The organism is Streptomyces sp. NPDC057302 (genome assembly GCF_042667685.1).
GTDB lineage: Bacteria > Actinomycetota > Actinomycetes > Streptomycetales > Streptomycetaceae > Streptomyces.
This window is the reverse complement of record NZ_JBHUZJ010000007.1, coordinates 91633-110767: the sequence shown is the minus strand read 5'-3', so window position 1 is coordinate 110767 and position 19135 is coordinate 91633. Positions and strand designations below refer to the sequence as shown.

Sequence of the window (19135 nt, the reverse complement as noted above, 5' to 3'; positions counted from 1 at the left end):
GTGGTGTCTACGCGGAGCATCTGCTCGATGCGCGGTGTGGGACCGCTCGGGTCCCCTATCCCGTCCCGACGGGGCAGGGCCACCACCCGTGGGGAGCGACAGGAGCGAGCGCGTATTGCGCGGTGGTGCGTACCCTTGGCGGGATTCACCCGCGGTCTCCCCCTTGAGAGGGGGCGAGCGAGCCAACGGCGCGACCTGCTGCAGGAGCTCCCGGGGTTGCGGTCAACCCTCCTTGGGTTGTTCGTCAATCGGCTTAACCGTGTCCAGATCGATGACCTGGCCCACGCGAAGGGTGTTCAGTCCGCGCAGCATCGCGATTTCACGCTTGCGCTCCGCGATTCCCGCTGGGCTCAGGGGCCGGCCGTCCTGCCTGAAGTCGCCCTCTTCGAGCATCTGCTCCAGCGTGTTCTTCCACTGGTCGACCTGGTACTGCTTGATCTTCTGCGTGCGAGCCATGGGGCAGTCCCCCCCAGAAGGGCGTGATGTGGGTTGGATGCTGTGCGTGATGGTGGAGTTAAGCGCGGGGGTTCAGTGCCATGTGCCGGCGCAGGCTCTGCCCTGCGCCTGCGAGGACGTCAGTGACCTCCTTGGGGAACGTCACGTAGACGAAGTCGAGGGACGTCACCTTGTCGAACAGAAGCATCACGGCCTCGTGGCGCGGGATGCCCCGGCTCATGAGGTAGAACAGCTCCTCTTCGTCGAGCACTGGCTGCCCTCCGAGCGAGTTGAGGGTCGCTTCGGGGTCCGACGCGAGCTCCATCGGGCGGTCGGCAAGGACGTACTCGTGCGGCCACAGGTGCAGGTCCCCCCGGGGCGTGGCGATGACTGCCTGCTTGGGGTACACCGTGGCGGCCTGCTTGCCGCGGCCGACGGTTATCGCGCCGGAGCTCAGCTGGTGCGGACGGGCACGCCACATCGACAGCTCAGGGACGCGGAACCTCGATCGCAGCTCGGTCATCGGCTCCTCGACCACGATGATCCACGCGCCCTCCTCCGGGACGGCCTTGCCGTCCTGCTCGGGGAAGTACATCGACGGCTCAGCGCCGATGGAGGCGGCGATGCTCCAGCCGTCGTCGGCGTGCTCCTTCATGGCGACGAGAGAGCGAATGTGCGGGGCGGCCTCGGGCAGAGAAGTCATGGGGTGCCTGTCTGTCAACGTTCGTTGGTGCGGATCAGCAGATCCGCGGGGAAGTCGCCGGCGTCGGCGAGACCAGGGCGACGAGACCGTCGGTGCCGATCCTGAGGATGGTCTCGGTGCGCCCGGCGATGCCTTCGGTGATCGAGAGCGACCTCGCCGCGATGCGGTCCGCCGTCGCTCCTTCAGGGATCAGTACCGAGTCGCCGGCGCGCAGTGGACGGCCGAAGTAGTCGTGGACGGAGTCCGGTTCCGCGTCGGGGAGGGAGATCTTTTCGCACCCGGTGAGCTGTGCGAACACGGCCTGCGGGATGACCAGTGCTTCGCCGGAGGTCACCTGGGTCTCGTCGGTGCTGCCGACATAGACGATCAGCGGTTCACCGTCGGCGGCGAGCCGGGTCACCCGGCCGACCGCCAGGGAGGCGCAGGACTCGTAGCCCTTGTCGATGTCGGGCTCGGCGACGATGACGTAGTCACCGGGCTTGGGCCGGTCGGTGGTTTGGAACATGGGTGGCCTCGATTTGGATGTATGGGGCATCGATGCTCATGACGGGCCTGCTTCCGGATCTGTGAATTCCGTGATCCGATCGAGCAGATCACCGCTGAGGCTCCAGAGCTCGTCGTCGTCCTCTTGCTCGGCCAGCCACTCGGCTGCCTGCACGGACTCGTTGTTGTTGCGGTCGCGCAAGCGGTCGCGAGGGCCCGCGGTACTGCGTTGTTCCAGACAGCAGGCATATCCCCGTCGACGATGTCGATGGCGCTGCGTTCCTCGAAGCGGGCTAGGCCCGCCGCGCAGCGGCTGTCGAGCGGTCTGGGTTTTTCGCTGTCCCGGTAGGAGCCGAGGTACCGGTCGGTCTCGGCGCATTAGTCGTACAACGCGTCGGGGGGCGCTCTACTGGCGTTCGGTCAGCTCGATGCTGATGGTGGGTTGAGTGGCCGTCATCGCGAAGCTCTTTCGTGGTCGGACGCCACACCCTCGGCACGGAACCTGACGAGCATGTCCATGCGGTGCCCGCCCCAGTGGACGGTCCGCTGCCTCTCGAACTTGACGGTGATCACCGGGGTCTGCTGGTAGCCGAGCTTCTCAGTGACGTGGCGGAAGTGTCTGGTTGGCGGCCGATGCGTGTCCCAGCTGGTGCCCTGAGGGGTCTCATCGGTGTCTTGCCGGGGGCATCGGCGATTAGCGTCGCCCTCCCGTCTGGCCGGTGGCTGCGACGCGTCTTGCTCAGTGCATCACCGGGACTCGGAAACGCTACTGACGAGACGTCGATGGGCAAGAGAGGAACGGGCCGGGTGTTCGTGCACCCGGCCCGTTCCGGTATCGATCCCGCACCCGGGTCGGCTATGCCGGCCCAGACCCCCGAGGCCGGAGCCCGTAGGGTGTGAAGCCGAGGGGGGCACGCTGGGCGCGACGCCTAGTGCTTGTTCCACTGGGCGAACGTCCGGCTGTTGAACTTGATCTGGTTGACGGCCACCGCTGCTCGGCGGAGAGCCTCCTTGCGGCTGAAAAGGCGGCGCGCCAGTCAGTTCTCGTTGCGCAATGACGGCGGCGGCTCGTATTCCCAGGCGCCGTCAGCGGCAAGGCACGCGCCTATGTGCACGACAGCCCAAAGGTCTTCGCCGCTCTCGGGGTCCATCCCGCGCCGGGAGACCCGAGGCTCAAAGTGCTCCATGCCGAACACGGAGGACTCGCGGTAGCCGATCGGCAGGATGCGGTACCGCGAGGGATGATCTTCGAGCTGGGCGGCTCGGCGGCGGGAGCAGGAGTGCTCTCAGCGGTCGGTCTGCTCCGCCCCCGGCTGAGTGACGCTTCGCGTCGGATCGAAGCTGATGGGGAGCTCCTGCGAGAAGAACTCTTCGAAGACCCGGGTGTTGTCGTCATCGGCGAGCCGAACTTCGATGACCAGGGCCTTGTCGTCGCCGAAGGCGGCGACAGCGCGGTGCAGATGGCTGGCCAGGCCCTGCATGGACTCGTAAGGGCTGGGCACATCGGACGCGGTGACCTTGGCGCTGCGCGAGAACGCGTGGCGCGTGCGTTCCTCCGGGACGATCACTCTGGGGTCGTACTTGCTGTACAGCCACTCGGTGCGCGCGGCGATCCGAACGGGCTCAGTGCGCATGCCGTCGGTCCAGCGTTCCTCGGCCGGCGGGCGGTACTTCTCGTGGTTGGTGACAGTCACGGCTTGTGCTCCTCTCCGGGCTGGCCGGTGTCAGTTATGGCGCGGTCCATACGGTCCGCGATGTCGTAGTACGTGCGCGCCTCGGTGGCATTGGCTTCAGCCTGCTGCGGGTCTGTCGAGGTCCGGGCGAGCTTGCTGTACTGATCGCCGAGGTCGCGGGCCCAAGCACCGCCGGACCGAGGCAGGGGTGCAGGGGCGTTGCTGGTGACGACGGCGGCAGTGTCGTTGTTGGTGCTAGTCATGCGACGGCCTCGTATCCTGAGTCAGATCGGTGAAGAGACGCAGGTACTGCTCCTGCGCGCGGGATGGGAGCCATCCCGCGATGTCGATGCCCACGAGGGGCTCGTGGCCCGACGACGGTGACGCTCTCATCGATCATCTGGCGCATCTCTTCGATGCGGGCTTGCTCGTCGGCGACTACGGGCGTCGGGATCAGGGCCGCGTCACTGACTCTTTGCAGTCGGCTGACGCCTGTTGATCGGCGTGCCGACGGCGGCGTCGACGACTATGGCGCGCACTGCGGTATTGGCGTCGTCGTCCGGGTCGGGCAGTAGCTCGGCCAGGAAGTGGCCTTCGTCGAGGCCCAGCTGCTCATCAAGTCGCCAACCGGTTATGTAGGCGGTGCCGGTATGGCTCAGGCCCTTGACATCGTGGACGTGGTCTCCGGTATCGGTTTCCTCAGCGCGCTGCAGCTTGATCTTCCTCGCGTCGCGGTCGATCAGGATGACGAGCTTCATCGTCGGCTGGTTTGCGGGCCACCGTGCCTCGCTGCGACCGGGGGTCGGCCGCAACCAGTCGCGTGCCGCGGCGGACAGTGAGATCTGCGAACGCCCGTTCTCGGCGTGCGTGACGGTGATCTTGGCGGGACCCCTGGCACGACCGCCCTTGTTCGGGTTGGGGTGGTAGATCTCGAACGACATGCGGGGATCCTTCCGTCAGCGCTGGTCGCGCCTGCTGATGAATGTCACGGGTTTGCCGCGCTCCTCGGCGTAGGCGACCTCGCGGCCTGTCGACTCACCGACGCATCCGTCTGGGGCGACAACCAGCACTTCGTTAGCGAGATGGGGACCTGCCCCAAAGCCCAACGAACTTGCCCAGGTAGAAATCGTCGAGCACCTGTTTCTCGGTCCCGGTGATCTCGTCACCGTCGTGGGCGAAGAGGGCGGGCGCGAAGACGATCACGGTGATCGGCTCCGGTCGTGCGCGATGGTGACGGCCCGGCCGTGGGATCCCAGCGGGGCTGTTGAGTGAGTGCAGGTCAGACCCGCTCGGAGGCCCAGAGGTCGTTGAGGTCCTCGCGGATCTCTTCTTCCAGGGCAGCGAGGAGTGCCTGCTCGGCGTTGAAGTCTCCGGAGACGGCCTTGATGAGGTTGTCCTGGACCTGCTGCTTGCCGGCGAGCACCGAGGGCATCCGCTCGTCCTGGGTGCCCTTGGCGATGAGCTGGTGGATGGTCACCGGCCTCGTCTGGCCCGTGCGGAAGAGCCGGCCGTTGGTCTGCAAGTAGTGCTCGAGCGAGAACGGCAGCGTGTACCAGATCATCGTCGAGCCGCCGTGCTGCAGGTTCAGGCCGTGCCCAGCGGCGGCGGGGTGGAGCAGCATCACAGGGATCTGCTTGGCATTCCACCGGCGGACCATGTCGCGCGAGCCGTCGAAGGCCTGTGCGTCGATGCCGACCTTCCGGAGCCGCGTGAGCAGCTGCTCCTTGTCGGACTTGAAGTGGTAGGCGATGAGCAAGGGCTCGCCGCCGTTGTTCCGCACAAGGTACTCAGTCATCTCGATCTTCTTGTCGTGGATGACCTCGTACTGGCCTTTCGTGGCCGGGTCGTCAGGATCTGCGGTGTAGAGCGTGCCCGAGGCGAACTGCATCAACTTGCTCGTCAACACCGCCTGGTTCGCGGCGACGATCGATTCGACGCTCTGCGTCAGCTTCCCGTCGTCGTCGGTGTAGGTCTGCACGATGTCCAGGACCAGGTCGCGCTTGAAGTCCTTGTAGGCCTGGAGCAGGTCCGGCGGGAGCGTGACGTTGACGTCCTGGATGGTGAGCGCCGGGAGCTGCAGGTTCGTGTTCTGCGCGCTCATCACCAGGTGCGAGATGGCCTGATGGATCTCAGCCTCGGCGTTCGCCGTGGGGATCCACTTCGCCGGCGTCGTGGTGCCGGGCGCCATCTTCGGCGTGAACCAGCGGTCGCGGAACGCGGTGATATTCGGTCCCAGTGCCTGCCCCTCGTCGAGCAAGTAGGCCTGGCTCCACAAGTCGTGGAGACCGTTAGGGCTGGGCGTTCCCGTCAGCTCAATGAGTCGGTTCATAGCCGGCCGCACCCTCGCCAGGGCCAGGAAGCGCTGCGAGTCGTGCGACTTGAAACCCTGGGACTCGTCGATGATGACCGTCTGGAAGGGCCAGATGATGGTGTTCTGGCCGTTGATGTTCTGAGTGGGCAACTGGTCGATGAGACCGAAGCGGCACTGAGCGCAGCCTGCGCCGGAACAGGTTCGGCAGTCATTGGTTTCCCGCGTCACGAGGCCCGACTTGAGCAGTTCCTGAATCCACGCCTTGATCTTGGTCTTGGCGGGGACGCGGTTGTTGGCGCTGGCGGTGACCAGACCGCGATGCTCGGCGATCAGCTCTTCCTGGCTCAGCGGCCCCCGTGCTCGCACCAAGTCCAGGACCTCAGCCGTCTCGGGTGAACCGGCTGGGCCAGCCGCTACTGGCGTGATCAACCTCTCCTCCTGGGACGGCTGAGTCAGCAGCTCCTGGTTGATGAAGTACATCGTCGGCGGATCGGTGGCGACCTCCTTAAACCGCTGCAGGCGCTTGGCCTTGGAGAGCTTCCTGTCGTTCTCGTCGACGATGAGCGACTTCGTCCGGATGGGGAAGCCCCACTTCTCGATCTCGTCGATCCAGGTGGAGCGGGCGATCGCCACGGGCGCGATGACGAGGATGTGACCCATCGGGCGGATCTTCTGCAGGACGGTGAGGGTCGTGAGCGTCTTGCCGGCCCCGATGTCGAGCCATGCGCCGGCGAAGGGATGGTCGACGAGGAAGTTGTGGATCTGCTGCTGATGCGGCATCAGCGAAATCGGGGACGGAGCAGTAGCCGTAGTCATGTCGCTGGTCATCCCTATCTCTTCGAGTGAGTGGTCAGGCATGGAATGCTGTTGGGATTTCGAGCGGGCTGGGAATCGATGCGGTGTGACCATGCGGTTGCTTAGTCGTAGTGAGTGAGGATTCCGAGGCGCTCGGCGCGACCTAGAGACTCAGTCGGGTCGAGGTGTCCGTCGGCGGTGGCGAGGATCCGCAGGGCGCGGGCCAGGCCGTCGCCCGGGGGTTCGTGGCTGTAGCAGCGGCTCAGGTCTCCGCCGTCACGACATGCAGGGCAGGGGCTAGCGGGTGCGCGGCGGCGGTTACTGATCCTCCGTGACGATGTATTTGCCCTCGATCTGCTGGGCGGCCTTGATGGCATTGGCGATCCACCAGCGGTGCTGGCTGGCCTGCATGGTCTGGTCGATGGGGATGTTGTGCTGATCGGCGATGGTCCACAGGGTCTGGTCGCCGGCACAGGCGATGTCGCTGTGGACGTGGTCGGGGTCGGGGTTCTCGCAGTTCCAGCCGACGAGGACGGCCCAGAGCAGGGCGTCCAGCTTGTCGGCGGCCCAGTCTCGGGAGTCAAGGGTGATGCGGGTGCGGAGGTTTTCGAGGGCGGTCTTCACTCCGAGGAGAGCGGGCACCGTGAGGCTGTAGCCCACGGAGTAGGCGCGGGCCAGGCTGCGGAGCTCGGGCACGTCGGCTTCGGCGTCCCAAAGCCGGTCGTACAGCTCTGCGAGGGACTCCTCGGTGTGCTTGGCCAGGGGGAGTCGGTGTTCGGGGTCGGTGACGGGCGGGGCGGCCGGTAGCGCACCGGTTTCGGTGAGAAGGTGCTGCTCCCATAGGACGGCGAGGAGACGGTGCCAGCACTGCGGGACAGGGGACCAGCCGCACGGGCAGGCCACGGACCAGCGGCCGGAGGGCAGTTTGAGGCGGCGCGGCCAATGGCTGGCGACGAGGTCCTTGTGGCCAGGGCAGATGTGTCCGCCCGCGGGGAAGATGCTGCCCGCGCCGAGCGTGCACCAGCCTTCCCCCGCCCACTCGGGGCGCATGGGTGAGCCGGCCATCGTCGCCATGGCGTCGAATTGGCGCAGACACCCGGGGACCAGGCAGGTGCGCAACACTGGGGTGTTAGTGAGGGAGTCGATGTGGACGTATAGGGCTTCGAGTTGGTCTTCCGTCAGGTCGGCGAGCTGGATGCGCTCTTCACGGATCACGGTCAGATCTCCTCCGTGGCGATGTACAGGTAGCCGGTGCTGGTCGGGCGGAACGGGTGAGGGTGAGGCGGCCAGGCTGGGCCAGGGCGTAATCCCGGCCGATGCCCAGCTCGACGGTGGCGTGCGTCTCGTCGATCTCGAAGATCCGCAGACTGGCACAAGCGGACTATCAGCCTGGTCTCGCATTGCGACGGTTGGCCCCGGCCAGCCAACTGTGGATCATGGCGCTGTTATCCGCTGATCGGATGGGGACTCGAGGAGGACCGCGATCAAGACGTCGACGCTCGGCTTGTCGTCGACGACGTGGACCTCGGCCCCGTGGCGACGCAGCTTGGCGTGCGTGCGCTGTTGCAGCTTCCGCAGCCGGCCACCGGGGCATTTGACCTCGACGAACACGGTGCTACGGGGGGCGACAACGATCCGGTCGGGCACTCCCGCGCGGGTAGGCGAGACGAACTTCAGACATAGGATGCCGTGCGCGCGGCACTGGCTGAGAAGGTAGTTTTCGATGGTGCTCTCGCGCGTGCCAGCCATCAGCTCTGCGCTTTCTCGTCCGAGGGAGCTGCCGACGCGCCGTACCTCACCTCACCGGGCGCGACGAGCCGGAAGCCAGTGGAATGCTTGTGCATCCGGGAGACGCTGAGAGTCGAGAGCCTCACGCCGTAGTGCGTCCGGACTCGGGCCCTGCCGCTCTGCACAGACACGACGACGACGCGGCGCTTCTTCTGCCGGGAGTCGAGGTCCTCCCAGATCTGGCCGGGAGCGACCAGGGCGCCGTCACGGGTCGTGTTCAGCTTCTGCTGGAGCTGGGCGTCTTCGGCCTGCGCCGCGGCGCAGGCCGGTACAGCCTCGAACGCGAGCTCGTCGGAGGTGACGGGGGCGTCGGTACGGACGGGAAGTGCGGTCTGGGACATGATGCCTCTCAACTCTCTTGCCGCGACAAGCCGGACTCGTCTTTCATCTCAATCATGACTCGCAGTAAATGACCTATACCGGTTAATTCACCAGTGAGTATGGAAAGCCGCAGGGTGCCGGGCTGGGTCGTGCCGACACGGCCCGGCACCCTGCGGTCCGATGGTGGTGCGGGGAGCTGATCAGGCGGCGTTCTTCCAGTTCTTGGTGAACGTCTCATCGAGCATCCGGGTGTAGACACCGAGGTCGAGCGCCCCGATGAGCGGCTCGACCCGGGAGGCCGGCAGCGTACGGAGGTCGTCGTTGACGACGATGACCGACCAGCACGGGTCGATGCCGTTGATCCGGCGGATCACGACGTCCTGGTCATCGGGCAGCAGCGTGAGGCCGTCGGAGGTGCTGGCCTCGCTGCGGTTCTTCGCCCATCCGTGATGGCGCAGGATCTCCAGCGCGATCGGGTCACGCCGCACGCCGGCGCTGCCGGACTCGCGCCGCTTGCTCTGGCTGGCCGGATTCACCTTCCATGCGCCGGCGTTGTGCAGGCTCACGGCGCCATCAGTGCCGTCGTGGACGATGAAGACCCGGTTGACCATCTGCAGGGCCCGCGGGCTCACGAGCTGTGCATCGCCGTCCTCGTTGTCGTCATGGCCGGGCCCGGAGCTGACCGGATCGGCGGCGAACGGGTAGGTGATTGACCCACGCGAGGCGGCGAGGACGTTCTGGAACAGCAGCAGCGTCCGCACGGGATCGGCCGGGTCGATCGCCTCCTCGATCATCTTCCGGCCCAGCACAGGATCGAACGGCTCGGCGAGAGCCTCCTCTCCCCCGCTGGCGACGGTTTGCAGGTAGCGGGCCAGGGCGAAGTCGATCACGGCCGGGTGGGCCAGCGACTTCGTCGGGGTAGGACCCGTGTGGCAGGCCAGCGTTCCGCCGGAGGCGGTGATGATCGGGCTGTCGGCGACCCTCCGGCCCTCACTGGGCGACTCCAGCTCGAGCCGGTTGTTCGAGTCCTTGCTGATGAGGAACATCAGCTCCGGTTCGATGTCGATGCCGATGGCGGCCTGCTGCTCGGCGAGCACACGGTTGTTGGTCGTCTCATCAAAGCCGTTCTCGCCGCCGACGACGGAGTAGAGGCCGTCGGTGTTCGTCGAGATGATCCGCGCACCGGCCAGCGTCTGGGCCTGCCCGATCCGCCAGCTGAACAGCTGGCCGATGATCCGCATCGAGATTGTGCGGTTGTTCATCCTGATCGGGGTCCGGTGCGCGGCGTCAGCAGCTCCAGAGGCCGAGTTGAGGATCAGCTTCGTGCCGTTGCGCAAGGTCGTGAGCCGGGCCTTCTCCTCGGAGGGGATACCCGGCTTCTTCATCTCGAAGCCCAGGCGCTCCTTCTCGAAGAAGATCGTCGTGTAGCGGTCCGCGCCCAGCTCGGGGTTGTAGAACGCCCTCATGTTGCGCAGCAGGTTCGGGTAGTAGCTCGTGAAGTCCTCGTGGATGACGAGGCCTGCCGAGGTCCGTGCGAACTTCGGGTGCAGCTTGGTGGACTTGTCGGTCTTCGCAGTGAACAGCGTGGGGACCTTCTTCGCCGGCTCATCGCGATAGACGGCCCTGACCGCCGAGGTGGCGGCGAGGACTATCTTGCCGTCGAGCACGGTCCCGTCGGCCAGGCGCACGCGCATCGCCTCGGTGTCCGGGCGCTGAGTGTCCAGCAGCTGGGCCGGATCCGGCACTTGGGCCTTCGCACGCGCGAGCTGCTCGGCCTGGTCTTGGTCGTCCTTCTTCGGCTTGCGGTACTTCACCTTTTCCGGGTCCGCGCCCAGCAACACGAGCCGCTTGTCGACGGTTGTGCCGTCGGGCAGCGCGAGCAGGTTGTGCTGGCGCTTGGCCTCGGCGACAAAGTCCTTCGCGGCCGGGTAGAAGAGCTTGGCGAGGCCGATCATCGCTGCCTGTTCTCGGTGCTCGAAGGAGTCGACGTCGAAGACTGTCATGTCTGCCTCGGCTCCGTGGATGCCGCCTGTGCTGAACGTGGCGAAGCACGATGACGGAGAGGCGTCACGGTGGAAGTAGGGCACGTTGTTCGGTGTCTTCGGCAGCTCGCGCAAGGACTTGGCCGGGAGGTCGAACAGGTCGCGGTACTCCTCGGAGTCGTTGAAGTTCTTCCCCTCGATCGACCGGTAGTAGTTGACGACCTGCATGAACTGGCGGTGCGCCTTCGCCTGTGCCTGCGTCACGGCTAAGTCCTTGGCAGGGTCGGGGGCCACGTTATCCTCGAAGAAGCGCACGCACTCGTCGAGCACGTTGACCTGGGAGATGCCCTGCTCCTCGGCCACCTCCTGGGCTGGATAGAGGAACGACACGGCCTCGATGTCGTTCAGCGAGGTGTACGGCGCGAGGATGCGGCCGACGAACTTCGCCGAGGACGAGTCGATGGTCAGGCGGTCCCGGCGCACCGAGCCGTTCTTGGCGTAGACGGTCTCGGAGTACTGCGCCAGCAGGCCGGCCTTGAGGTCGAAGTTGCTGGCGTAGGCCGGGTGCTGGAAGAGCTGGGCCAGGCCCAGGCAGTCGGACACGTTGTAGGCCAGCAGCTCGTAGAGATCTTCGATCGTGGCGATCGAGGTGTCGTGGCTGAGCTTTTCGGACTCCTTGATCTGGCGGCCGAGCATCCCGAGCAGGCGCTTGAGGCTCACCTTGGTCTGCAGCTCGTTGAGACGGGCGACGTCCAGGTGCCGGCCCGAGTGCATCATGGCGCGGCGGATCTTGGCGGCCGGGCCGTCCCAGCCGAGGTAGCCGGGCATGTACTCGATGTGCTTGTTGAACAGCTTGTCGTTGTGCTCGCGCATCTCGCGCGCGGTGGTCGGCTGGACAAGACGACCGGAGTGCGGAGCCGGGAAGGTCTCCATCAGGTACAGCGCGAGCATGGTGGTGTCGTAGTTCAGCGAGTTGTACCCGGCCAGGAACGGGTGCTTCAGCGGGTCGTACTCGGGGTCCGTGTCGCAGACCGGGCGCAGGTTCGCCGGATAGGACGACGCCTCGCTGCGGTCGTTGACCTGGTCGGCGCTCGAGAGGCCCATCAGCTCGGCGAGGCGGAGGTTGCCCCGCTCGCCGCGCAAGTTCCACAGTTGGACGCTCACCGCGGGCAGGCCCGGGTTGGAGCGCACCACGGCTTCATAGAGCGCCTGTGGGTCCACGGCGTCGGAGAGCTGCTGGTCGTCGGCGAGGAAGAAGATCTCCAGGTCGTCGACGGCTCTGTCAGCCTGCGGGGTGTAGGCGCACAGAGTGAAGACGTCCGACAACGACTCGATGTCGTAGAAGGCGAAGCGCGCCTTCGAGGCCGTGACGGGTGTTCGCTGTGTGGTCATGATCGTGATCTCCTTTCGTCGGTCCGACCATCACGGCCGGTGTCTGGGGAGGAAGCGCGCGTGACCTCAGAGGAAGTCGTGAGGAGAGCGCCGGTGCGAGGCATCCATGCGCCCGGGCGCCTCACTCATGAACCGGTCTCCACGGGTCCGTCCTGATCTGCGAGCGGACGATGAGGTTGGTGATGCGTTGCTCGCGCGCGACGTCGGACATCGCCGTGATCAGGCGGGCCCTGGCCACGGGTGAGTTCGAGTACGGCCTGAGTGAGTTCGCCGAGTGCGCCAGCAGTTTCAGCCATGGGTGCATCAGTCCTGTTCGTCAGTGGTGTCGTCGGTCAGGGCAGATGCGCCCGTCTGCCGGAGCAGTCCGCGGTAGTTGGCCTGCAACGTGGGCTGGGACTTCTTCTTCGGGTCGCTGCCGGTGTAGCTCCGGTGCATCCACTTCTTCAGCTCGTAGTCGGCGATAAGCGTCTCGGGGCTGCTCATCATCTGGCCGGGCCGGATCTTGCGGTTCTTGTCCGGGCAGTGCCACAGGGCATCCGGCCGGACGATCGCCACGAGGTCGGTGATGAACTGCTTGTTGCTCACCGGGGAGCCTGACGGCGAGACGTCGGCGAACCATGCCTTGTACAGGTCGTAGAGGAACGTGAACGGTGCCAGGTCCCAGACCAGCCGCCCGCGGAACTCTTCCCAGAAGGCGCGCACGGGGTCGTTGGCCTCCTTGTACTCGGCCAGGACTTCCTTGGTGGCCACCGGCTCTGAGAGCCGGTAGTAGTCACCCGGAGATGAAGCGCCGGCGCGGTTGATCGCATACCAGAAGGCGTACTCCAAGACCTCGCGGCGCTGGAGGTAGTCGTCCTTGATGTGCTTCTTCTCGGCTCCGGTGAAGCTCTTGGTGAAGGGCACGAAGAGCTGCCGACGGTAGAACGACTCGGATTTGTCTTTCACGCGCGGGAACTCGTTCAGGCACTGGACCATGAAGCCGAAGAACTGGTAGGCGATCGGCATCCGGTACTTGCGGTTGATCTGAATGACGTCGTTGGTGACGATCGCTTTCAGGTTGGCGGCCTTGTCGATGAAGGTGCCGACGTCGTTCTCGTCGACGATGATCGCGTTGGCGCGCACCAACGGTTCGAGCGCGAAGTCCTTGCCGAAGTCCGAGAGCGGGATCGAGGTATGCGCGCCGCTGCCAACGAGGTTGCGCATCAGCGCGCAGAGCGTGCCCTTACCGTTGTTGCCCTGCTCGGAGTAGAACCAGGCGGTCTTGCCCCAGCGCACGTGCGGCCGGATGATCGCGCCGATGATCTCCCAGATCAGGTCGGCGAGACCCTCGTCACCGGGCTGGTCGAAGAGCTCTTCGATCCAGGCGACGACTTCCCAATCTCCGTCCTCAGGGTGCGTGATCACCTGCTGCGGGGCGTCGTCCACGTAGTCGACGTCGTTCTTGGTCAGCAGCACGATGACGGGATCGAAGGGGTGGACCTGCTTGGGCTCGAAGTGGAAGTCCTTGCCGAAGATCGTGACGTCCAGCGGCTCGGTGCCGTAGAAGACGACGCCGTTGCGCGCGGCGATGAAGTCGCGGTTCGTGCTCTGGTGCCGACGCGGGCTGTCCTCGCGCAAAACGGCCAGGACCTCGGCGAACTCCTTGAGGGTCAGCTGGGTGTTGTACATGCGCGCCGTGGTGCGGATGTCGTCCTCGCTGGTGGTGTACGTCCCACGCGCACGGCCCGTGGCCTGGTACATCGCCAGCAGGTCGTACTCGCGGTCGGTGTCCTTGGCATTGGGCGCGATGCGGATGACGTGGTGCAGACGCAGGAGGATCTGCGCGACCTGCCAGTACGTCAGATATCTCGGCAGGGGGTACTTCTCGGCGGACATCGCCGCCTTGAAGTTCTCGGCCTTGATGACACCGCCCACGATCGCCAGCAACTCCTTCTCCAGCACGCGAGGCGTCGGAGGATCGGTCGGGTCGATCTGGTCGAGGTAGGCGGCGGTGACGTAGGTGACGATCTCGTTCTGCGGAGCCATGTCGTCGCGGTTCGAGAAGTACCCCATGACACTGGCCAGGACGTCGGCGACGGGGTTGGTGCGCGATCCGGCGCTGGAAGCGCCGGCGGGTACGGGTGTGGGGGCATCAGGAGGCGTCATGTTGCTGCTTTCTCGATCGTGATCGAGCTCCTGCCGGCGATGAGTGGGAAGCCGATTGGACTCGTAATCGAATGGAACGCGATCATGACCCTACGTCATTCGAGCATCCTTTCGCAACGATTGAGCTACCAGTCCACAAGAGAATCGATTGATGTCATGAATGACCATAAAAGGATGTTGCGAAAGGGGCGTCGGCAGGGACTGGAGAGGGCGCGCGACCGCCACGGCCATGCCATACGCGTCGCAAACCCGGGCGGAACGTGAGAAGCCAGTGGCCCCGTTGGGCATATGCCCCGCGGAGCCACTGGCTTCTCACACTCGACCACGCACCCGCGGGCGGCGTGAGCCGCCCGGCCTACGGTCGAGGTCCGGAGGAGTTCTTCTGACCGGCGAGCCAGCTGCCACCAGAGCATCGACTGGACGCTCTCCAGGGGAATCCCGACGGCCGCATACCCTCTAGAGGCATCTGGGCGTGTACCACTTGACGTGGTACACCTATCTTCCCAGGTCAGAGTAGGAATTTCGAGAGTTCAAGAGCAGGGTGTACCACGTGGCATTCTCTACGTGGTACACATATTTGCCCAGGTCAGGAAGGTTTTATATACCCCCTGTACCACTTGTACCAGGAACTAGAGCCTAGATACACGCGCAGGGGGATAAGAGAGCAGACTGGTGAGCTGGGGTTGGAGCTGCCTGGATCGCCGTCGAACGCACCCCCTATGTAAACGGTCAAAAAGACGTGGTACTCGTGGTACACGGGCGCGAACCATTGGCTGACCAGGCAAAACGGTGTACCACGTCGGTACTCCCACGTGGTACACCCGAAGCGGGAAAGGGCCTCGTGGTACAGGTGTTTGTCCAGGTCAGACGCGGCTTCAGGGCTGTACCACGTCTCGTGGTACAGCCCTCAGCTCGACGCTCCCCCGGCGACCAAGTCGAGGCGGACTTCCGCGCCGAGCTTCCATGCGGCCCCCAGGCGGCGCAACCGAGCCCCAGCGGGACTGGAAGCCGTATGGAACACTCCCCGACGTCCCGAGGCTCACAGAAGGCCCCTGCCGTGTCCTCCTGGCGCTAGTCAGAACTCTGTCCGAGTTGCCCATCCGTGAGGCTCCACTCGATCCGAGAGGGCATTTGACTGGCATGTGCTGCTCATTGCGAGTTATCCACGACAGCTGCTATCGTTGACGCCAGGTGATCGATGTTGCACTGGAACGTGAAAACGAAGAGGCCGGAGAGCATCCCCGTGGGAAGGGAATTCTCCGGCCTCTTTGCATGTCCTGATGAGTGCGAGGCGTGGAAGGCGCGCATCACCCCGGGGTGACCGTGCTCCAGCCTCGCTGATATCTCGCATTGGGGGACTCGGGACTGCGGCTACGGGATCGCTCGCCCGCTTCGACGACGTAGATGATCTCGTAGGAAATCGTGGTGTTGAGGTTGAGTCGGTTCTTGCTCTGGCTCTTCTTCACCGTGATCTTGCGGAAGCCGCGGACGACCTCCGCGCGATCGAAGAACCGGCGCAGCCTCGAGTTCACGCGCTCACAGGCCTGTTCAGCCGTGACGCCCATGTCGGAGACGACGAAGACATGTGTGTGACCGCGATCGAAGGTGGGCTTCTCACCAGTGTCGAGGTCCAGACGGATCTTCGCACGGCTGATGTCGAGCGTGTCAGGACGGACGAGCTGTCCTCGTGAGTCGTACGTGCAGGTGCCGACGATAGCCATGATGAGATCCTCTCCTCTCCTGACGAGTATGACTGAATAGTCACCTTCAGTCACACCCCCGGTGACCGGATCACCCCGGTCACCACGAGCATGCCCTCCGCACGAGGGACCGGCGGCTGAAAGGCCGCCAGGTCCCGCACGGAAGTCACCATCGTTTTTCTACAAGAGACTGAGGACCCCGCTCACTGCATCGCGGACGCGTCCCTCCCGCCGGCGACCCGCCTGTAGAGCCCCAAGACACAACCAGCGAAGGCCAGGCACAGGAGCGCCGCGGAAGTGGGGTTCGCCAGAGCCCCGAGCGCCTGCACCGGGACAAGGGTGGCGGCGAGGTTGAAGCCTAGGTGCAGGAGCACACAGGGCCACAGCACGCGCGTGCGTTCGTAGACCAAGGCCAGGAGCACCGCCAGCGGCAGGGGCGAAACGAACTGCACGGCGTTGCCGTGCAGTAGGCCGAACACCACGGTGGTGACCAGCGTGGAGGCGAGGATGCTCACCCGCTTGCGCAGCAATGGGTAGATCAGCCCTCGGAGAAGAAACTCCTCCCCGGCGGGAGCCGCGACCAGGGTGAGCAGAAGAGTTGCCACTGCCCCGGCCGCTTGCCGCGTCTGGTTCGACGCGTCGAAGCCGGCGGACCCGGCCGTGACGTAGAGCCACAAGGCCAGCGACTGGCCGGCGAGGAAGGCAAGGACCGCGCAGCCGAGGACGGTCCATCCGAAGCGTGGGATCTCTGGCCTCGGCTGCGGGGCCGGCGCATGCGCGAGCCACCGGGGCCGCTGGATCCTCACCGAACCGACCAGGACGACAACAAGCATGCCCAGGACGGCGGTCGCGACGATCGGCTCTCCGATGAGGCGGACTGCGACGGTGCCGAGACCGAGGTAGACCGTGACGGCGGCGAGCGGCACGAGGACGCACCACCCGAGCAGACGCGAGGTGATCGGTGAAATCGTCAAGGTCTCCTCCTCTACGGGGCTCAAGCAGCCGTGGTGATCTGTTCGTTGATGACGGCCTGGACGCGGGTGTCGCCGCGGAAGGTGTTCAGCTGCAGCGTCGCCGTGAAGCGCAGCGTGCCGAGTTCGGTGCGGCTGGCGCGCTGCACGAAGCCCCGGAGCATGTCGAACTTCTCCTCGGCGACGTTCCACCACAGGCAGGACAGGCCGGACCGGGTGACCAGGCGCAGGTGCTGTGATTCGGATCCGATCCGGTCCACGCGCAGGCCCAGGGGCTCGATCGCGATCTCGACGACCGGAGCGGTGAAGCCGTGCCCGAAGGGCTTGATCCGCTCGGTCCGGCGCACCAGCTCGAACAGCGGCTGCAGGTCCTCGAGGCCGGCGTCGCAGTCGGCGTCCGGGCCGAGTACCAGATCACCGCTCGGCCCGTCGGTGCCGACGGCGAGCATGGCGAGCTGGGTGGCCTCCTGCAGTACGGCGACGAGGTCGCAGAGCTTCTCGGCCTTCGCGACGCGGACGCCGCAGGCCTGCTGGTGCCCGATGGCGCTGAGACCGTCGTGCGGCTCCAGGCTGGTGATGATGTCGAACCACCCCGGCGCGCGACCGGAGCCACTGACGAAATCGTTGGGGCGGGCGGGCCGGTTGACGACGACGACCGGGTGGCCCTTGAGCTCCATCATCCGGTTGGCCAGCAGCCCGTACATGCCCGGGTAGGCGTCCGAGAAGTACACCCACGGGGCCAAGGGCTGGTCCCCGGTGGTGAGTTCTTTCATATGTTCGATGACCAGCTGCTTGCGCAGCTCGTTGCTCTCGATCACCTGGTGGGCTGCCTTGAGCTTGACGTCAGCACCGGCGGCCGCGAACACCGCAAAGCACGGCTCAAGTGAGGCCCCCGTGCGCCGGGGGCTGTTCATAGCCGGGGCGAGATAGAAGCCGAAGAAGCCCTCGTCTAGGTCGTCGACATCGCGGATCTTGCCGATCTGCGCGAAGGCTTTGAGGACGATCGCGAAACCCTCGAAGGCCCGGAGGAAGACCGGGTGGTGCGGCTCGGTGCGCAGTAGCTGCATCAGGATCGACTGCTCGACGTCGATGGCATCGGGGTCAGCGTCGAACCCACCCCAGGGGTTGGGGATCGTCTTCGGCGCGGCGATGCGCAGCAGACGGGCGATCGAGATCGCATCACGCACCAGCTGGCGGTTCTCGTACAGCACGGGCATGACGTCGGAGACGGTGCCGATGCCGGCGAACAGGCGCAGCAGGTGGATCTCCCAGAGCTTCTCGGGGCGGTGCACGCGGGTGTAGGCCTCGATCACCTGGTAGATCACGTGGGCACCGCAGATCCCGGTGTGGGCGTAGGTCTCGTCGATCCGGCACGGGTCGACGGTGATGTCCGCGGTCGAGCCCGGCGCGAGTTCCTCGTGGTGATCGGTCACTAGCGTCATCCAGCCAAGGGCACGCGCGGCGGCGATACCGCGGTGGGAGTTCACTCCCCCATCGCAGGTGAGCAGGATCCGGGTGGCAGGCCACTTCGCGTGGATCTCGGCTACATCCTCGGGTGCGAGCTCGTGGCCGCGGCGATAGTCGGGCAGGTGTAGCTCGACATCGAAGCCGAGCTCGGACAAGCCGGCGTAGCCGAGGACACCGGAGGAGACGCCGTCCATGTCGAAGTCAGGGGCGATGGTGATCTTCTTGCCCGTGGTCCGGGCGTCATGAAGAGCCTCGACCATCTCGGCCAGGTCCAGGAGCTCGTCGCGTTCGGTGGACTCGATCTCCTTCAGGTACTGATCCGACCACCCCCGACGCTGGCACAGCAGCTCGAAGAGGTCAGTGCCCTCGTCGGTGAGCGAATAGTCGTCGACGGTATGGAGCGTGGACATGTCGGGGACCTCTCGATCGGGGTTATTGGACGGTGGAGAACGGGGTATGCGCCCCCCTCATGTTGCTGTGATTTTAGCAGCCATATTCCACCCCGCTGCATATTTAGCAGTTACTCTCGAGTCTCATTCAGGCCCCCAATGACACGCTTATCCCGAATGGCCGCGACAGACTTTCCAAAGCTCTTGCGCATCGGCTACGCTCGCCGGTATGGCCATTGAAAAAGTTGTCGTGTCAGATCTCAGTCGTAAGCCGGATGCGGCTACGGCGACCTTCGGCCTGGGTGACACCTGGTACGAAATCGACCTCACAGCTGAGGAACAGAAGAAGCTTGAGGAAGCACTGAAGCCATACTTGAAGGTCAGTCGGAAAGCTGCGAAGACGACGCTCAAGAAGCGAGTCGTACCCGAGACGACTCCCGAGGAGCGCGACAAGATCCGCGAGTGGGCCAAGAATGAGGGCTTCGACTTTGCAGATCGCGGGCGTATCCCGAAGATGGTCATGAAGGCCTACGACGAGGCGCACGACATCGATCGGAGCAAGTAGCGCTGAGCCTGGTGT

Annotated in this window: 17 protein-coding genes; 1 reads left to right on the top strand and 16 read right to left on the bottom strand. The window is 65.2% G+C overall.

Going from position 1 to position 19135, the window contains the following annotated elements; translation table 11 throughout:
• Positions 1-222: 222 nt before the first annotated feature.
• From ACFUPX_RS08035 to ACFUPX_RS07960, 16 genes are all read right to left on the bottom strand, one after another.
• Positions 223-456, bottom strand: a complete 234-nt coding sequence (locus ACFUPX_RS08035) for a hypothetical protein (protein ID WP_383317837.1) — start codon at positions 454-456, stop codon at positions 223-225.
• Positions 457-514: 58 nt separating this feature from the next.
• Positions 515-1138 (bottom strand): hypothetical protein, encoded by a 624-nt coding sequence (locus tag ACFUPX_RS08030; RefSeq protein WP_383317834.1) that lies wholly within the window; start codon positions 1136-1138, stop codon positions 515-517.
• A gap of 34 nt (positions 1139-1172) precedes the next feature.
• On the bottom strand, positions 1173-1643 hold the full coding sequence (locus tag ACFUPX_RS08025; protein WP_383317831.1) for a hypothetical protein: 471 nt from the start codon (positions 1641-1643) through the stop codon (positions 1173-1175).
• A gap of 36 nt (positions 1644-1679) precedes the next feature.
• The gene (locus ACFUPX_RS08020) at positions 1680-1823 is read right to left on the bottom strand and encodes a hypothetical protein (RefSeq protein WP_383317829.1); all 144 of its coding nucleotides are present in this window, start codon (positions 1821-1823) and stop codon (positions 1680-1682) included.
• 1084 nt (positions 1824-2907) lie between these two features.
• Positions 2908-3315, bottom strand: coding sequence for a hypothetical protein (locus ACFUPX_RS08015; protein WP_383317827.1), 408 nt, complete (start codon positions 3313-3315; stop codon positions 2908-2910).
• On the bottom strand, positions 3312-3557 hold the full coding sequence (locus ACFUPX_RS08010; RefSeq protein ID WP_383317824.1) for a hypothetical protein: 246 nt from the start codon (positions 3555-3557) through the stop codon (positions 3312-3314). Before ACFUPX_RS08010 ends, ACFUPX_RS08015 begins: the two co-directional genes overlap by 4 nt.
• A gap of 201 nt (positions 3558-3758) precedes the next feature.
• Positions 3759-4235 (bottom strand): hypothetical protein, encoded by a 477-nt coding sequence (locus ACFUPX_RS08005; protein WP_383317821.1) that lies wholly within the window; start codon positions 4233-4235, stop codon positions 3759-3761.
• A 338-nt stretch (positions 4236-4573) separates the two neighbouring features.
• Positions 4574-6421, bottom strand: a complete 1848-nt coding sequence (locus tag ACFUPX_RS08000; protein WP_383317819.1) for an SNF2-related protein — start codon at positions 6419-6421, stop codon at positions 4574-4576.
• 297 nt (positions 6422-6718) lie between these two features.
• Positions 6719-7615 (bottom strand): hypothetical protein, encoded by an 897-nt coding sequence (locus ACFUPX_RS07995; protein ID WP_383317816.1) that lies wholly within the window; start codon positions 7613-7615, stop codon positions 6719-6721.
• A 219-nt stretch (positions 7616-7834) separates the two neighbouring features.
• Entirely contained in the window at positions 7835-8149 is a 315-nt protein-coding gene (locus ACFUPX_RS07990) for a VRR-NUC domain-containing protein (protein WP_383317813.1), read from the bottom strand.
• Entirely contained in the window at positions 8149-8529 is a 381-nt protein-coding gene (locus ACFUPX_RS07985) for a hypothetical protein (protein ID WP_383317810.1), read from the bottom strand. The genes ACFUPX_RS07990 and ACFUPX_RS07985 overlap by 1 nt, the downstream gene beginning before the upstream one ends.
• Before the next feature lie 180 nt (positions 8530-8709).
• Positions 8710-11883 (bottom strand): hypothetical protein, encoded by a 3174-nt coding sequence (locus ACFUPX_RS07980; protein WP_383317808.1) that lies wholly within the window; start codon positions 11881-11883, stop codon positions 8710-8712.
• 303 nt (positions 11884-12186) lie between these two features.
• The gene (locus ACFUPX_RS07975; RefSeq protein ID WP_383317805.1) at positions 12187-14028 is read right to left on the bottom strand and encodes a phage/plasmid primase, P4 family; all 1842 of its coding nucleotides are present in this window, start codon (positions 14026-14028) and stop codon (positions 12187-12189) included.
• 1307 nt (positions 14029-15335) lie between these two features.
• Positions 15336-15749 carry a hypothetical protein gene (locus ACFUPX_RS07970; protein WP_383317802.1) on the bottom strand — a complete coding sequence of 138 codons (414 nt, stop codon included), beginning with the start codon at positions 15747-15749 and terminating at the stop codon, positions 15336-15338.
• A 182-nt stretch (positions 15750-15931) separates the two neighbouring features.
• The gene (locus ACFUPX_RS07965; protein ID WP_383317800.1) at positions 15932-16702 is read right to left on the bottom strand and encodes a CPBP family intramembrane glutamic endopeptidase; all 771 of its coding nucleotides are present in this window, start codon (positions 16700-16702) and stop codon (positions 15932-15934) included.
• Positions 16703-16722: 20 nt separating this feature from the next.
• Positions 16723-18576: a DHH family phosphoesterase gene (locus ACFUPX_RS07960; RefSeq protein WP_383317797.1), complete on the bottom strand. Its 1854-nt coding sequence runs from the start codon at positions 18574-18576 to the stop codon at positions 16723-16725.
• Positions 18577-18784: 208 nt separating this feature from the next.
• Between ACFUPX_RS07960 and ACFUPX_RS07955 the strand changes: the two genes are divergently transcribed.
• Positions 18785-19120 carry an Lsr2 family protein gene (locus ACFUPX_RS07955; RefSeq protein ID WP_383317794.1) on the top strand — a complete coding sequence of 112 codons (336 nt, stop codon included), beginning with the start codon at positions 18785-18787 and terminating at the stop codon, positions 19118-19120.
• The last annotated feature ends 15 nt before the right edge of the window (positions 19121-19135 follow it).

Excerpts from the sequence above, each read along its gene's own strand:
- ACFUPX_RS08035 (WP_383317837.1), bottom strand. The coding sequence starts at position 456 with ATGGCTCGCACGCAGAAGATCAAGCAGTACCAGGTCGACCAGTGGAAG.
- ACFUPX_RS08030 (WP_383317834.1), bottom strand. The coding sequence starts at position 1,138 with ATGACTTCTCTGCCCGAGGCCGCCCCGCACATTCGCTCTCTCGTCGCC.
- ACFUPX_RS08025 (WP_383317831.1), bottom strand. The coding sequence starts at position 1,643 with ATGTTCCAAACCACCGACCGGCCCAAGCCCGGTGACTACGTCATCGTC.
- ACFUPX_RS08010 (WP_383317824.1), bottom strand. The coding sequence starts at position 3,557 with ATGACTAGCACCAACAACGACACTGCCGCCGTCGTCACCAGCAACGCC.
- ACFUPX_RS08005 (WP_383317821.1), bottom strand. The coding sequence starts at position 4,235 with ATGTCGTTCGAGATCTACCACCCCAACCCGAACAAGGGCGGTCGTGCC.
- ACFUPX_RS08000 (WP_383317819.1), bottom strand. The coding sequence starts at position 6,421 with ATGACTACGGCTACTGCTCCGTCCCCGATTTCGCTGATGCCGCATCAG.
- ACFUPX_RS07990 (WP_383317813.1), bottom strand. The coding sequence starts at position 8,149 with ATGGCTGGCACGCGCGAGAGCACCATCGAAAACTACCTTCTCAGCCAG.
- ACFUPX_RS07985 (WP_383317810.1), bottom strand. The coding sequence starts at position 8,529 with ATGTCCCAGACCGCACTTCCCGTCCGTACCGACGCCCCCGTCACCTCC.
- ACFUPX_RS07980 (WP_383317808.1), bottom strand. The coding sequence starts at position 11,883 with ATGACCACACAGCGAACACCCGTCACGGCCTCGAAGGCGCGCTTCGCC.
- ACFUPX_RS07975 (WP_383317805.1), bottom strand. The coding sequence starts at position 14,028 with ATGACGCCTCCTGATGCCCCCACACCCGTACCCGCCGGCGCTTCCAGC.
- ACFUPX_RS07970 (WP_383317802.1), bottom strand. The coding sequence starts at position 15,749 with ATGGCTATCGTCGGCACCTGCACGTACGACTCACGAGGACAGCTCGTC.
- ACFUPX_RS07960 (WP_383317797.1), bottom strand. The coding sequence starts at position 18,576 with ATGTCCACGCTCCATACCGTCGACGACTATTCGCTCACCGACGAGGGC.
- ACFUPX_RS07955 (WP_383317794.1), top strand. The coding sequence starts at position 18,785 with ATGGCCATTGAAAAAGTTGTCGTGTCAGATCTCAGTCGTAAGCCGGAT.